At 71.7% G+C, this 14,539-nt stretch carries 16 protein-coding genes; 7 read left to right on the plus strand and 9 right to left on the minus strand.

The genetic code is table 11. From position 1 onward, the window contains the following. The coding region (locus tag AB0I73_RS07030) for a methylmalonyl-CoA mutase family protein (protein WP_363034574.1) at nt 1–217 on the minus strand (217 nt) is incomplete at its 3' end. Nucleotides 218–538: 321 nt separating this feature from the next. Here AB0I73_RS07030 and AB0I73_RS07035 point away from each other — a divergent pair. Then, nucleotides 539–1,408 (plus strand): L,D-transpeptidase family protein, encoded by an 870-nt coding sequence (locus AB0I73_RS07035; protein ID WP_363034576.1) that lies wholly within the window; start codon nt 539–541, stop codon nt 1,406–1,408. A 212-nt stretch (nt 1,409–1,620) separates the two neighbouring features. On the opposite strand, the gene AB0I73_RS07040 is transcribed toward AB0I73_RS07035, so the two are convergent. From AB0I73_RS07040 to AB0I73_RS07060, 5 genes are all read right to left on the minus strand, one after another. Beyond that, nucleotides 1,621–2,742, minus strand: a complete 1,122-nt coding sequence (locus tag AB0I73_RS07040) for a hypothetical protein (protein WP_363034578.1) — start codon at nt 2,740–2,742, stop codon at nt 1,621–1,623. Further along, complete coding sequence (locus tag AB0I73_RS07045) at nt 2,742–3,416, minus strand: RNA polymerase sigma factor (protein ID WP_363034580.1); 675 nt, start codon at nt 3,414–3,416, stop codon at nt 2,742–2,744. Before AB0I73_RS07045 ends, AB0I73_RS07040 begins: the two co-directional genes overlap by 1 nt. 385 nt (nt 3,417–3,801) lie before the next feature. After that, nucleotides 3,802–4,761: a hypothetical protein gene (locus tag AB0I73_RS07050; protein ID WP_363034582.1), complete on the minus strand. Its 960-nt coding sequence runs from the start codon at nt 4,759–4,761 to the stop codon at nt 3,802–3,804. Nucleotides 4,762–4,998: 237 nt separating this feature from the next. After that, nucleotides 4,999–5,616, minus strand: coding sequence for an RNA polymerase sigma factor (locus AB0I73_RS07055; protein ID WP_363034584.1), 618 nt, complete (start codon nt 5,614–5,616; stop codon nt 4,999–5,001). A gap of 253 nt (nt 5,617–5,869) precedes the next feature. Then, on the minus strand, nt 5,870–6,253 hold the full coding sequence (locus tag AB0I73_RS07060) for a hypothetical protein (RefSeq protein ID WP_363034586.1): 384 nt from the start codon (nt 6,251–6,253) through the stop codon (nt 5,870–5,872). 189 nt (nt 6,254–6,442) lie between these two features. On the opposite strand from AB0I73_RS07060, the gene AB0I73_RS07065 reads away from it, so the two are divergent. Continuing rightward, a complete protein-coding gene (locus tag AB0I73_RS07065) occupies nt 6,443–6,937 on the plus strand; it encodes a DUF1877 family protein (protein ID WP_363034588.1) in 495 nt (164 codons plus the stop codon). Between the two features lie 57 nt (nt 6,938–6,994). Here AB0I73_RS07065 and AB0I73_RS07070 read toward each other — a convergent pair whose 3' ends face one another. From AB0I73_RS07070 to AB0I73_RS07080, 3 genes are all read right to left on the minus strand, one after another. After that, complete coding sequence (locus tag AB0I73_RS07070) at nt 6,995–7,555, minus strand: hypothetical protein (protein ID WP_363034590.1); 561 nt, start codon at nt 7,553–7,555, stop codon at nt 6,995–6,997. 108 nt (nt 7,556–7,663) lie between these two features. Then, nucleotides 7,664–8,218: a hypothetical protein gene (locus tag AB0I73_RS07075; protein WP_363034592.1), complete on the minus strand. Its 555-nt coding sequence runs from the start codon at nt 8,216–8,218 to the stop codon at nt 7,664–7,666. Between the two features lie 116 nt (nt 8,219–8,334). Next, a complete protein-coding gene (locus tag AB0I73_RS07080; protein ID WP_363034594.1) occupies nt 8,335–9,915 on the minus strand; it encodes a glycoside hydrolase family 20 protein in 1,581 nt (526 codons plus the stop codon). Nucleotides 9,916–10,344: 429 nt separating this feature from the next. Between AB0I73_RS07080 and AB0I73_RS07085 the strand changes: the two genes are divergently transcribed. The 5 genes from AB0I73_RS07085 (at nt 10,345) to AB0I73_RS07105 (ending at nt 14,462) form a co-directional block, all read left to right on the plus strand. Next, complete coding sequence (locus AB0I73_RS07085) at nt 10,345–10,803, plus strand: 2-oxo-4-hydroxy-4-carboxy-5-ureidoimidazoline decarboxylase (RefSeq protein WP_363034799.1); 459 nt, start codon at nt 10,345–10,347, stop codon at nt 10,801–10,803. Between the two features lie 237 nt (nt 10,804–11,040). Next, complete coding sequence (gene sdhC / locus AB0I73_RS07090) at nt 11,041–11,421, plus strand: succinate dehydrogenase, cytochrome b556 subunit (protein WP_109377789.1); 381 nt, start codon at nt 11,041–11,043, stop codon at nt 11,419–11,421. A gap of 5 nt (nt 11,422–11,426) precedes the next feature. Next, on the plus strand, nt 11,427–11,909 hold the full coding sequence (locus tag AB0I73_RS07095) for a succinate dehydrogenase hydrophobic membrane anchor subunit (protein ID WP_363034597.1): 483 nt from the start codon (nt 11,427–11,429) through the stop codon (nt 11,907–11,909). Between the two features lie 19 nt (nt 11,910–11,928). Further along, the gene (gene sdhA / locus AB0I73_RS07100; protein WP_363034599.1) at nt 11,929–13,683 is read left to right on the plus strand and encodes a succinate dehydrogenase flavoprotein subunit; all 1,755 of its coding nucleotides are present in this window, start codon (nt 11,929–11,931) and stop codon (nt 13,681–13,683) included. After that, complete coding sequence (locus tag AB0I73_RS07105) at nt 13,683–14,462, plus strand: succinate dehydrogenase iron-sulfur subunit (protein WP_109377786.1); 780 nt, start codon at nt 13,683–13,685, stop codon at nt 14,460–14,462. The genes sdhA and AB0I73_RS07105 overlap by 1 nt, the downstream gene beginning before the upstream one ends. The last annotated feature ends 77 nt before the right edge of the window (nt 14,463–14,539 follow it).

Genomic DNA, 14,539 nt, shown 5'->3' on the forward strand with positions numbered 1-14,539 from the left:
CGTTGGACTCGGTCGCCGTGCCGAAACCGGCGTACTGGCGCATCGTCCAGGGGCGGCCGGTGTACATCGTCGGGTACACGCCCCGGGTGAACGGGAACTTCCCCGGCTCGCCCAGTTGCTCGGCCGGGTCCCAGCCCTCGAGGGACTCCGGCCCGTAGACCGGTTCGATGGGCAGTCCGCTCTCGGTGGATCGAGCACTGCCCGACTCGCGCGCCATGGTGTGATGCCTCCCGCTGAGCGGTGCTGCTCGGACCGCTCGCCTGTTACCCGTCAGTTACCCGCCAGTGAAGACCCGACGCCTCGACGGACTGTAGCCGTGCGGGTGCGGCCCGGTGCAGAGGCGCACGCTGGGACCTTGCTCACAGGGCCGGTGGGACCGCGCACACAGCACACGCCGCCCCGGCCGTCTTCCCGTCACACACCACCATGCCCCGTGGTTCGGAAGCGGTCACGTCCGGGGAACATCTCAGGGAAGAATCCTGGATGACGACCGACCGCGACCGGTGGGACGACGGGGGGCCGCGTGCGTAGTACGGGCATGGGGACGGGGAGAGCGGCGGCCGCGCTTCTGGCGCTGGCCGCCCTGACCGGCGGTGTCGTGGGGTGCACGGTGCAGCCCGTCGACGCGGACGGCAAGCCGCGTTCACCGATACGCATCGAGAGACCGAGCGGGACGCCGTCCGCGTACCGGCCCCCGGATTCCGGGTCCGGTTCCGACGGCGGAGGAAAAGGCGGCCGCGGCGGTGCGGAGACCGCCGCGCCGCCACGGCCGCCCGCGCGGGTGCTCTGGGCGCCCGGGGACTCGGGGCGTGACGTCCGCGAGCTCCAGGCCCGGCTGCGTCAGGTGGCCTGGCTGTTCGACGGCCCCACCGGGACGTACGACCGCCGGACGAGGGAGGCGGTCGAGGGGTTCCAGGGCAAGCGCGGGCTGCCGCGGACCGGGAGGACCGACACCGTCACCTGGCAGCGGCTGCTCGGTATGACGCACGAACCGGGCAAGTGGGAGCTGTACCTGATGGGCGGCCAGCCGGCCGCCGCGCCCGACGCGCGGTGCCGGACGGGCCGGGTGCTGTGCATCAGCAAGTCCACCCGCACCCTGCGCTGGATGATCGACGGGCGGACCGTGACGACGCTGCCCGTCCGTTTCGGCGCCGACCCGACACCGACCCGCGACGGCGTCTTCCAGGTCTACTGGAAGTCCCGCGACCACTGGTCGACGCTCTACGACTCGCCGATGCCGTACGCCATGTTCTTCAGCGGCGGCCAGGCCGTGCACTTCTCGGCGGACTTCGCCGCGCGGGGCTACGCCGGTTCCTCGCACGGCTGCGTCAACGTGCGGGACGAGGCCGCCATCGCCCGGTTGTACGGGCAGGTGCGCACCGGCGACAAGGTCGTCGTCCACGGGTGAGCGCCACGCGGGCACGGAGGGGTGAGAAGGGCGCGGGCAGGACCGGGGGAACGTGTCCCGCCCGCGCCGAGAGGCACGAGCCACAGGTACGGGGGGAACCCTGGCTCAGTGCCGAAGCCGATGACCAGTCGGCTCACTCATTACTGCGCCCCGGCGGCCGAAAACGTCACACATGGCGGCCAAGAGGTGGCCAAAGCCCGCAAAGCCACAGGTCAGCCGGGTTTGTTGGCACCCTTGCCGTTGTTGCCGCCGTTGGCGTTGTTGCCGCCGTTGGCGTTGTTGCCACCGCTGTTGGCGTTGCCGTTGCCCGCGCCCCGGTTGCCGTTGTTGCCCTTGTTGCTCTTGCTTCCGCCGTTTCCGTTGTTTCCGTTGTTTCCGTTGCCCCTGCCCTTGTTGCGGGTGCCGGAGTCGCCGTTGTTCTGCGCCGTGGAGCCGGAACCGGAGCTGTTGCCGGAGCTCGTGCCGCCGCCTGAGCCGGTTCCCCCGGCCCGGGCGGCCAGGACGTTCTCGCAGTACGGCCCGACCCGGGAGGGGCCGCCCGCGGCGTTCTCCAGGACTCGCTTGCGGCTGTCCTGGAGCTTCCTGCCGTCACGCAGCGCGCGGCAGGCCGAGGCGATCTGCCCGCGACCGGCACCGACCGCCGGGTCGCCCGGGCGCTCCGCCGTACCGCCGTCCTCGTCCTCGTCGGCGTCCTCGTCGGCGCCCGGCTCGTCCCCCTCCTGCCCCGCAGCCGCTTCGCCGTCCCCGGACCGCTTGCCCGGGTCGCTCTCCGGTATGTCTCCGCCCCGCGGGTCCCCCTGTGGCGGGGGCGGCTGGAGACGTTCGGGGGTGGTGGTGGCCGTGGCGGAGGCCGTGGGGTCGGAGCCCGAGGACCCCGCGGACCCCGTGGACAACGCCGGCAGGACGCCGGTCGCAGTCACGACCGCCGCTCCACCGAGCATGCCCACGGTCAGCGCGGCCGCCAGCCCGTAGCGCACGGGGCGCGCCCAGCGGGCCCCCCGCCGGGCTCCGGAACCGTCCGCACGCGGGGCGCCGATACGGATCAGCCCGGCGTCGGCGGCCCGCGTTCCGGCCCGGCGCGCGGCGGACGGGTCGACGTGCAGCTGTCCCTCGCGTTCCTCGCGCGCCTTGCGGAAGGCGGCCAACGCGGCTGCCTCACCGGGGAGTTCCTCGTCGGCCGAGGGGGGCGGGGGTGGGGAGGAGAGCGCGCCGAGCGTTCGGGCAAGGCGTTCTGCCTGGTCACGGGTGGCCGGGTCGGCAGCTTCGAGTGGCTCTCCGTTCAGCAGTCGCTCCGCGGTTTCGCGGTTCAGCCACCTGTACTGCTCGTCGGCCATCACATGTCCTTCTGCGTCCGCGCTCGCATGTGCGTCACACTCGCGGACGTCACCGCGGGGCGGCGCGGTTCTCTCTGAAGGGGGAGGGCATCGAGCACCCCGGTGGATTCCGGATGTGCCTCCGGATCGCCGTCGAGCATCTCGGCCAGCCGTTTCAGGCCCCGGTGCGCGGCCGTGCGGACGGCGCCCGGCCGTTTACCCAACGTCTCGGCCGCGGTCTTCGCGTCGAGGCCCACGACCACCCGGAGGACGACGGCCTCGGCCTGGTCCTGCGGCAGTCGGGCGATGAGGGCGAGGGCGCCGTCGGTGGCCATCGCCTCGATGGCCCGGTCTGCGGTGTCGAACGCCGCGGCCCGCCCGGCCAGTTCGGTCTCGTCGCCGCCGATCGCGGGGCGGCGCCCGCGCATGCGTATGTGGTCGAGTGCGCGGTTGCGGGCGATCCGGGCGGCCCAGCCGCGGAACCGGTCCGCGTCACCGCTGAACCGCTGCAGGTCCCGGGCGATCTGCAGCCAGGCCTCGGACGTCACGTCCTCCGCGTCGAGATCGCCGACCAGTGTGCGCACGTATCCCAGCAATCGCGGATGCACGGCTCGGTACACAGTGCGGAACGCGGTCTCGTCCCCGTCCTGTGCCGCCCCCACCGCGGCGGTCAACTCCGCGTCGTCCCCCAACACCGCGCGCGCCCTTCTGCGCCTCAGCCGGCACCGCTTCCGCGGACCGGGTACTCGCCGTCGTGGTTGCTCGATCGATTACGGACTCTAGGACCTGCCCCGGGGTCCGTGGTGGTTGTGGTCGTTTGTCCTTCACGGCCTGGCGCGAAAGGCACGTTACGACCTGAAACCTCTCCCCGTCCATGCCCGGCGACGCTTGTTGGTGATTTTCGTGCATGGTTCACGTGCATGGTTCAACAGACCTGTGACCGGCCGGTGTGACAGAAAACGCACGCATGGCGCTGTAGGAGTTACGGGCCGCCGCGCGGCCCGTGCCGCGCGACGGCCGGGGCCTCTCCTGTGGGGGGTGGCGGCCTCGGCCGTTGCCTTGGCGGCTGACGGGACGGGATTACGGATTCTTCCCGCCACCCGGCTGAGCAGGCTTGCCCTGACTGTCGCTCGCACCGTTGCTCGCCTTGTTGCCTGCGCCGTTGCTCGCCTTGTTGCCTGCGCCGTTGCTCGCGTTGCCGCCTGCGCCGTCGCTCATGCCGTTGCCCGAAGCACCGGTGCCGGAGGAGCTGTTCCCGGCCGCCCCGCCCGCGCCACCGGTCCTGTCGGCCGGCGCACCGGTGCCGCCGGGTTTCGCCTCACCCGTCGTCGGCCGCAACTGCGCGGCGCAGTACGCGTCGACGTTCGCCGCGCCGCCCGCCGCCTCGATGAGCCGCTGCCAGGCGACCGATTCCAGCGCCTTGCCGCGCCCTTCGACCCGCTCGTACGCCCGACAGTGGGCCTCGACGTCCCGGGCCCGGGTGGGGCGCTCCGGCGCTGCGGAGTCGGAACCGGGCCGGGAGTCCGCACCGGCGCCGGCGGACCGGTCGGCGGACGGACCCCCGGACGCCGAGGCGCTGGGCGGAGCCGAGGTGCCGGCCGGAGCCGAGGTACGGCCCCGGCTCCCGCCCTCCCCGGGCCCGTCCACCGCCGAGCCGGCCGCGCCGATCCCGGCGACGGCGACCCCGCCCAGGCCGAGACCGGCGATCAGGACGGAGAGGGTGGCCTTCACCGAGAAGCGGCCGGGGCGCCGCCCCCGCGGCCGCCAGTCGTCCCGGCCCCGGGTGAGGGCGCCGGTGCGATGCGCGCCCGTCTCCCGCGCCTCCCGGAACGCGGCCACGGCCCGCTGCTCGGCCCCGTCGTCGACACCGTCCCGGACCAGCGCCCGGACGAGCAGCACCTCGAGGCCCGCGGTGCCACGGACATCGTGCGGACCGGAGCCGGGGCGGCCCCGTCCGGCCGGGCGATGGCCCTGTGACGCGCCCTCGGGGTGCCCACGCCGACGGCCGGACGGCGCGCCGTCGCTCCTCCGCTCACCCATGTCCGTTTCCGTCCCTGCTCGATCCACTCGGTTCACTCCCGGCCCCGCCCGGCACGGCCGGTCCACACGGCCCGCGCGCCCCGCTCGCTCGGGCGGTGCGGCCCGACCGACGCATACGTTCCGCGCGTCCGGCCTGTTCAGAACGCCCTGCGGGCCTGAGGCCGCGGGTCTCCGGGGCCGACCGGTCCGAGCGGGGCGTCGCCCCCGTCCGTCGTCACGCGCCGTCCCGGTCGCGGGTCACTTCGACTCACCCAGCGTCCGGGAAGCTTCATCCGTCACACTTTCGACACCCAGTTGCGCGGCCAGGCGTTTCAGACCCCGGTACGCGGCCGTCCGTACCGCGCCCGGACGCTTTCCGAGGACGCGGGCGGCGGCGGGGCCGTCAAGGCCCACGACCACCCGCAGCAGTACGGCCTCGGCCTGGTCCCGGGGCAGTCCCGCGACCAGCGCCAGGGCGTGCTCCGTGGAAATGGCCTCCAGCGCCATCTCGTACGTGCTCTGGCGGCCGGGGAGGTCCAGCACGTCCTGTTCCAGCGTCGATGGGCGGGGCCGCACCCGTTGCCGGCGCAGGTGGTCCAGCGCCCGGTGCCGGGCGATGGTCGCCGTCCAGCCCCGGAACCCCGCTCCGTCGCCCTTGAACCTGCCCAGGTCGCGGGCTATCTCCAGCCAGGCGTCCGACGTCACGTCCTCGGCGTCGTCACCGACCAGCCCGCGCACATACCCGAGCAGTCCGGGCTGGACGAGCCGGTAGGCCACGGCGAAGGCGGCCTCGTCCCCGTCCTGGGCCCGCGCGACAGCCGCGCCCAGCTCCCCGTCGTGCGCCTTCGCGCGGCGGGGTTCCCCTCCCTTGCCCAAGAACCGTCCTCGTCCGTACCGAGTTCGTGGGGCGACCGCTTGGTGCGGCACATCGGGTCGTGGCCCGCCCCACGGTCATCAGCGTTCGGCGCCACGAAAGTGTCACAGCTCGTCGACCACCCCGTACGGCCCTCCAGTCGCGAGGGGCCGAGGGTCCACGGACCGGCCTGGCGCCGTATCCGCGCACGCGCCACGGCCGGAGTCCCGTGCGGGACGCGGAACCCCGGCCGTGGTGCGTGCGCGGCGCCGCGCGTCACGTCCGCGAGGCGTCCCGGCACAGCAGGCGCAGTGATCCGTCACCCGTGTAGCAGCGGCGGGCCTCGTCCACGGGGTCCCAGAAGCGGCCGTCGGGGGTGCGGACCCAGTGGTCGCCGCCCGAGGCCCACCACTCTCCGCCGGTCTGACGCACGATCACCTCACCGGCATAGGCACCGAATCCGCGCAGCACCGTCTCCACTGCGGCGTACGGGGCCGCCTCTTGGCGTATGCCCTCGATCGTGCGGTCGACGCTCCACAGACTGCGTACCGAGTAGTCGAGTCGCAGCCGTGCCCCTTCGCGCATCGCCGTCACGATGTCCGCCGCCCACCGCGCGGGCTTGGTCGCGGCCGAAGGCCTGGTCTCCTGCTGTGTCGTCACAGTCGTCGCAGTCGTCACACTCAGTAGAGCGCTCGGGCCGACGGATTCGTCACCGCGGTTCCGCCCCGTCCCGCAACCGGCGCGGAACCGCCCCAGGGCCACCGCACCGTGCTCACAGAACGTGCTCGTTCGAGCGGGGTCGTCGACACGGGAGTGACGGATCGGGGGCCTGCTGCGCTCCTGTCTTCGATGAGTACGTACTTCCATCTACGCGCCGTACCGCCCCCGGCCCTGCGCAACAGCCCCGCCTGGCTGCTGCGGCTGTTCGAGGACGACTGGGAGGCCGTGCGCGAACGCATCGGCCGGCATCGCGAGGAGATCCTGGACAAGGGGTATCTCGACCAGGAGTTCCTCTACACCGGTGCGGCCCCGCGGCACACCCCGGACGGTCCGTCGGCCCACGTGGTCCTCGGCGGCCGCCCGGTCACCCCGCCCGGCCCGGACCGGCCGCCCTTCCTGCTGCTGACCTCGGCCCAGGCCGGCCGGGTGGCCGACTTCCTGAAGACCGCCGACTTCGACACGCTGTGGCGACGGGCCCGTGACCGGATCCTTCCGCGCTACGGCGGCCCGGACGTGGAGCCGCAGGCACGCGACGCCTTCGCGGCGGCCCACCGCGACCTGACCACGTTCTACACGCGCACGGCACGGCAGCAGGAGGCCGTGGTGAAGTGGCTCCTGCCCTGACCCGGAACGACCGTCCCTGCCGGTCGCCGATGCCTGCCGGTCGCCGGTACCCGGCGGTCAGCCGTCTCTGCGGCTCCGGCGGGACAGTGCGGCGACCAGTACGCGGCGGCCCTCCGTCGACACCTCGAGCGCGCGGCGCAGTCCGGCCGGGCCGTGGCCGGCCAGGACCTCCAGGACCGTGATCTGGCGGCGCAGCTCGGCGGCGACGAGCGGCGACATGCCCTCCGTACGGCCTTCGCGGGGTGCGTCGACCGTGTCCGTGGCGTCCTCGGCGGGATCTGCGCCGTCCAGGATCCGGTGGATCCGCAGCGCGGCGACGGAGCAGGCGTGGGCCCACTCCCGCAGTGCGGGGGCGGAGCGCTCGGCGGGGGCGGTGGTGAGCATCCGGTGCGCGAGCGCCACGGCGTCACCGTCGGCGGCCCCGTCGAGCTTGCCCCGCGTCTGCTCCAGCCGCTGCGTCCAGTCGTCGGCGGCGGCGTCCTCGGCGAGGCTCGCCCACAGGGGGCGCAGCGTCTCGTCGTCGCCGCCCAGCAGCGGTACGCACCGATCCAAACAAGCCAGCCCGCTCACGGACAGCCCGCGCTCGTCCGCCTGCGCGATCAGTTCCACCAGACTCATCCACGTCTCCCTCAGCGGGTCTTCGCAGGCCCCTGACAAGGCCACTTTCACGGACCTCACGGGGCGGAGGCCGCATTTCCCCTTACTGCGTGCGACGGCCCGGGAGTGTCACAGAGGCACCACTCCGAGCCGGTCGAGTAAGCGGAAGAAGAGGTTTTCAGCCACGGTCCCGGGGCCGGGCTCGGCGGTCAGGACCTCGACCAGCGCCTCGGCGGACACGGTGTGGCCGGCCTCGGCGGCCCATTCGACGGCACGGTCCGCGGCGTCCCGGGGCTCGAGGAAGTAGTCCTCCAGCGTGAGCCCCTCCCGCTCCACACCGTCCCGCTCCACACCGTCCTGCTCCCCGCCGCCCGTCCCCGCACCGAGGTAGCCCGCCGTCGCGGCGCGTGCCAGGCAGGTCGTCCACGCGCCGCTCTCCGGCGCCGCCGCCTCCACCACCACGCAGGCGCTGTCCATCACGTAGCCGAACAACGCGGGCGCGCCCGTCTGTCCGGCGAGGTCGTTCATGTTCCCGATGCCGCCGTCACCGCTCGGGTACTCCCAGATCTGCCAGCCGCCCGGTGCCGACGTGCGCAGGGTCATGCCCCGGGCGCCGGCCAGCGCGTCCAGTTCGGCGAGCGGCCGCTCCCCACGGCCCACGACGAAATACCCCCAGTAGCCCATGTGCCGGTATTCCCCCCGTGTCGGTCTCGACTCGACAGAAGACCACCACAGTCGCACGGGGGTTCGCAGGAATACGCCGCAATCCGTCCGTTCGTGACCTTGTCGCAACCGCCGGCTCAGCCCAGCTTGTCCGCCAGGGCCCGGAACTCCGCCCAGGACAGTTCCGGTTCACCGTCCGGGTCCCAGAGTTTCTGCACCGTCGCCCGCAGCGGCATCCGTATCCCGGCCGCGACCTGCTCCTGGGTCTGGGAGTTCGCCAGGTCGCACCAGACGGCGAAGGACCCGCCGAGGATCTGTCCGTCGTACTCGGCGGACACCGCGGTGGTGCCGCGCAGCACCAGCGGCGTCCACTGCTCGTAGATCCGCTCGCCCGTCGGGTAGACGAAGGTCTGCGGCTCCCCGAGCACGTAGTAGAGGAACTCGTCGTTGTAGTTGATGACGTCGCGGCCCTCGCTCAGGTACTCCGCCGGCTGGCGGGCACCGATCTCCTTGCCGGTCCAGTAGGCGATCTGGATGTCCTCGGCGGCCCGCACCGAGCCGCCCTTGAAGAAGCCGTCGTTCCAGGCGCGGGGCGTGCGGTCGTGGGCGCGGACGGTGTCGGCCCGGTCGTTGAGCCAGCCGGTGGCCAGGTCCTCGACGGTGGCGCCGGAGCCGTACTTCTTCCGCGCGGCGGCGGCCAGGTTCGGGAACGACGCCTCGGGGTCGGAGACCACCAGCGCCTGGTACTCGTCGGCGCCGAGGTGCCACTGCCCGCCGGGGAAGAGCCCGGCGTACTCGTTCAGCAGGTCGTCGACGATCTCGGCGGACGCGCCCTTGGAGATGTCGATCGCGCCGCGCACCACGCCGCCGTTCACGTTGCGCAGCTGGAGGTCGGGGTGGGCGGCGATGACCGCGCCGAGGTGGCCGGGCGAGTCGATCTCGGGCACGACGGTGATGTGCCGGCTCGCCGCGAGGTCGACGATCCGCTTGACCTGCGCCTTGGTCAGGTGCTGGTCGGACACGATCTCCGGGTGCGAGTCGGACTCGATACGGAAGCCCTGGTCGTCGGAGAAGTGCAGACCCAGCTCGTTGAACTTCAGGTCGCCGAGCTCGCGGACCCGGTCCTCGATCCAGTCGGCGGTGAAGTGCTTGCGCGCGATGTCCAGCATCATCCCGCGCCGCTGCTTGGCGGGCTCGTCGCGCACGACGCCCTCGGGAGCGGTCTCGGCGCCGCGTATCTGCTGCTTGAGGGTGCGGGTGCCGTAGAAGACGCCCGCCTCGGCGGGAGCGCTGACGGTCACCCGGCCGCCCCGCACGGTCATGGTGTACGACTCGGGGTTCGCGCCCTTGTCCTTGTTCAGCACCAGGCGCAGGTCCCCGGCGCGCTCGTCGTCCTTCTCCCCCGCGTACGTCAGGCCCAGCTCGCCGGCTATGAGGCGGCCCTCGTCGGCCAGCGCCGGATCGCCGACGACCACCCGGTGACCACGTTCGGGACGCCAGCCGGGGCCGCGCTCGGCGCTGTGGTCGCGGACGGCGGGTATGGTCCGGGGCGCCTTGGACAGGGGGTAGGAGCGGGTGGGGCTCGGCTCCGGCGGCGAGCCCGCGGAGTCCTCGGACCGGGAGGCGGCGGAACCGGCGTCGTCCGAGGTCGCCCAGAGCCCGAGGCCCACCCCGGACGCCGCGACCACCGCTCCCGCGGCCAGGGACACGACCAGCATCCGCCGCTGCTTCTTCTTCCGAACCGATGCCCGACGTGCCCGACGACTGCCCTGCCTGTGCTGACTCACACGGCCAACCTACGACTCGTACGGGTGAAGGGCCTCGACGGGCTGTTCCGAAACTCTCCCGTCCGGGTGAATTTCGGATATCGATCGGACACGTCATGGACTCACTCGATAACGTGACGACACAACTCTCGCACCATCCACTACTCGATCCCTCACCACCTCATCACCTCATCACCCCGCCACCTCACCCATCGACACACCCACCCACCGACACACCCGTGACACCCCCGAGGACCCACGCTGCCTGTGCACCGTCTCCCGCATCGCCCCGGCCGTGTCGCCATACCCGGACAGTCGCGCGGCACCCCCACGCCCGCCACACCCGGCTCGACCGGCACGCCCGGCGGCGCCCCGTCCCCGCTGGAGCGCTTCAACGCCGCGTCCACCGAGGACGCCGAGCGCGCCCTCCTGGCCTGTCTGCACAGCCCCGGCTGGGCGGTGCGCGTCGCGGCCCACCGCCCGTACCCGAACCTGGACTCCCTCCTCGCGGCAGCGGACGAGGCGGCTTACGACCTGCCCCGCGCGGAGCGCCTCGCGGCCCTGACCGCGGAAGCCCTCCCCGGCCTCCCGGAGGACGCGTACTCCGCCGCCCACACGGCGCTGAACGCCGCCAACGCGGCCTACGAGAGCCGGTTCGGGCACCCGTTCGTCATCTATGTCGACGACCTGAAACCGGACGAGGCCCTGGACCACGTGCTCGAAGGCATCCGGTCACGATTGGCCAACGATCCGGAGGAGGAGCGCCTGGTCGCGGGGGAGGAACTCCGGCGCCTGGCGCGGGGCCGCCTGATCGCCCTCCTCACGGACGGGGACCGCTGACAGGCCGCGGCATCCGCTCCGCCGGCGCCCTCCCCGGAACACCACCGGACATTCCACCTCGGAAGCCGCCTCTCTAGCCCGTAAGCGTGCCAGTTCGATCACGGCGGCAGGGCCCCTGTCGGCCTCGCGGCGACACGTGGCTACGATGCTAGGGGCCGGTGGACCGTACCCGGCCGGGCCCGACCGACACGGAGAAAGCCGGCGCGGCCCCAACCCCCGCTCCCGGAGGAAATTTCCGTGCCGGCTGGAACGCTGTACCGCGGCCGGGAAGGAATGTGGTCCTGGGTGGCTCACCGAGTCACCGGCGTCCTCATCTTCTTCTTCCTGTTCGTTCACGTGCTGGACACCGCCCTCGTGCGGGTGTCCCCGGAGGCCTACGACACCGTCGTGGCCACGTACAAGACGCCGATCGTCGCGCTGCTGGAGTACGGCCTCGTGGCCGCCATCCTCTTCCACGCGCTCAACGGCCTGCGTGTCATCGCCGTCGACTTCTGGATCCAGGGCGCCCGGTACCAGAAGCAGATGCTCTGGACCGTCGTCGCCGTGTGGGTCGTGCTGATGCTCGGGGCGATCTACCCCGTGCTCGGCCACGCCGCTCGTGAACTGTTCGGGAGCTGACGCCAATGTCCACGTCTGAATCCACCGCTTCGGGCATCGGCCCCGTCGAGGGTGCCTCGCTCTACTCGGTCGACAACCCGGCCCCCGTCATCGAGCCGCCCCGCGCGCGCACCAAGAAGACCCCGAAGAGCACCCGGGGCAACTTCGAGATGGCCGCCTGGCTGTTCATGCGCCTGTCCGGCGTCGTCCTGGTCGTCCTGGTCATCGGGCACCTGCTGATCCAGCTCGTCCTGGACGGCGGCGTCTCCAAGATCGGCTTCGCCTTCGTGGCGGGCCGCTGGGCCTCGCCGTTCTGGCAGGTCTGGGACCTGCTGATGCTGTGGCTCGCGATGCTGCACGGAGCGAACGGCCTGCGCACGGTCATCAACGACTACGCGGAACGCACGAACACCCGGCTGTGGCTCAAGGGCCTGCTCTACACCGCCACGGTGTTCACCATCCTGCTGGGCACGCTGGTGATCTTCACCTTCGACCCGAACATCCGCTAGGCACGGGGTTGCGAGAAACATGAAGATCCACAAGTACGACACCGTCATCGTCGGCGCCGGCGGCGCGGGCATGCGCGCGGCCATCGAGTCGACCAAGCGCAGCCGCACCGCCGTCCTGACCAAGCTCTACCCCACCCGCTCCCACACGGGCGCCGCGCAGGGCGGCATGGCCGCCGCGCTGGCCAACGTGGAGGAGGACAACTGGGAGTGGCACACCTTCGACACGGTCAAGGGCGGTGACTACCTGGTCGACCAGGACGCCGCCGAGATCCTGGCGAAGGAGGCCATCGACTCCGTCCTCGACCTGGAGAAGATGGGCCTGCCGTTCAACCGCACCCCGGACGGCACCATCGACCAGCGCCGCTTCGGCGGCCACAGCCGCAACCACGGCGAGGCCCCGGTCCGCCGCTCCTGCTACGCGGCCGACCGCACCGGTCACATGATCCTCCAGACGCTGTACCAGAACTGCGTCAAGGAGGGCGTGGAGTTCTTCAACGAGTTCTACGTCCTGGACCAGCTGATCACCGAGGTCGACGGCGTCAAGAAGTCGGCCGGTGTGGTGGCGTACGAGCTGGCCACCGGTGAGATCCACGTCTTCCAGGCGAAGTCCGTGGTCTACGCCTCCGGCGGCAACGGCAAGTTCTTCAAGGTGACGTCCAACGCGCACACCCTGACCGGTGACGGCCAGGCGGCCGTGTACCGGCGCGGGCTGCCGCTGGAGGACATGGAGTTCTTCCAGTTCCACCCGACCGGCATCTGGCGCATGGGCATCCTGCTGACAGAGGGCGCCCGCGGTGAGGGCGGCATCCTGCGCAACAAGGACGGCGAGCGCTTCATGGAGAAGTACGCGCCGGTCATGAAGGACCTCGCCTCCCGTGACGTCGTGTCCCGGTCCATCTACACGGAGATCCGCGAGGGCCGCGGCTGCGGCCCCGAGGGCGACCACGTCTACCTGGACCTGACCCACCTCCCGCCGGAGCAGCTGGACGCCAAGCTGCCCGACATCACGGAGTTCGCGCGCACCTACCTGGGCATCGAGCCGTACACGGACCCGATCCCGATCCAGCCGACCGCGCACTACGCCATGGGCGGCATCCCGACGAACGTCCAGGGCGAGGTCCTGGCGGACAACACCACCGTCGTGCCGGGCCTGTACGCGGCCGGCGAGGTCGCGTGCGTGTCGGTGCACGGCGCCAACCGCCTGGGCACCAACTCGCTGCTGGACATCAACGTGTTCGGCAAGCGGGCGGGCATCGCGGCGGCCGAGTACGCGCACACGACCGACTTCGTCGAGCTGCCGGAGAACCCGGAGTCGTTCGTCACCGAGCAGATCGAGCGGCTGCGGTCCTCCACCGGCACCGAGCGGGTGGCCGAGATCCGCCGCGAGCTGCAGGAGACCATGGACGCCAACGTCATGGTGTTCCGCACCGAGCAGACGATCAAGACGGCGGTCGAGAAGATCGGGGAGCTGCGCGAGCGCTACAAGAACGTCGCCATCCAGGACAAGGGCAAGCGGTTCAACACCGACCTGCTGGAGGCCATCGAGCTGGGCAACCTGCTCGAGCTGGCCGAGGTCATGGCCGTCTCCGCGCTGGCCCGCAAGGAGTCCCGCGGCGGTCACTACCGCGAGGACTACCCGAACCGCGACGACGTCAACTTCATGCGCCACACCATGGCGTACCGCGAGGTGGGCGACGACGGCACCGAGTCCATCCGTCTCGACTACAAGCCGGTCGTCCAGACCCGCTACCAGCCGATGGAGCGTAAGTACTGATGGCTACCCCTGTTCTGGACAAGGCGGACGCGGCCGGATCGCCCGAGCCCGGTTTCGCCGACTCCCCCTACATCACCGTCACCGTCCGGGTCCGCCGTTTCAACCCGGAGGTCTCCGCCGAGGCGACCTGGGAAGACTTCCAGCTGGAGATCGACCCCAAGGAGCGTGTCCTCGACGCGCTGCACAAGATCAAGTGGGACCTGGACGGCACCCTGACCTTCCGCCGCTCCTGCGCCCACGGCATCTGCGGCTCCGACGCCATGCGGATCAACGGCACCAACCGCCTGGCGTGCAAGACGCTGATCAAGGACCTCAACCCCGAGAAGCCGATCACGGTCGAGCCCATCAAGGGCCTCACGGTCCTCAAGGACCTGGTCGTGGACATGGAGCCGTTCTTCCAGGCGTACCGGGACGTGATGCCCTTCCTGATCACGAAGGAGACCAACGAGCCGACGCGTGAGCGGCTGCAGTCCGCCGAGGACCGCGAGCGCTTCGACGACACGACGAAGTGCATCCTGTGCGCCGCCTGCACGTCCTCGTGCCCGGTCTTCTGGAACGACGGCCAGTACTTCGGTCCGGCCGCGATCGTCAACGCGCACCGTTTCATCTTCGACTCGCGTGACGAGGCCGGCGAGCAGCGCCTGGAGATCCTCAACGACCGTGACGGCGTCTGGCGCTGCCGGACGACCTTCAACTGCACGGACGCGTGCCCGCGCGGCATCGAGGTCACCAAGGCGATCGCGGAGGTGAAGCGGGCGCTCATCACGCGCCGCTTCTGACGTCCTTCCGATGTCCTTCCGGCGTCCTTCGCCGTGACGACCGCGGGCCCCGATCCACTGGATCGGGGCCCGCGGTC

This window comes from Streptomyces sp. NPDC050388 (assembly GCF_040655635.1).
In the GTDB taxonomy this organism is placed as follows: Bacteria; Actinomycetota; Actinomycetes; order Streptomycetales; family Streptomycetaceae; genus Streptomyces.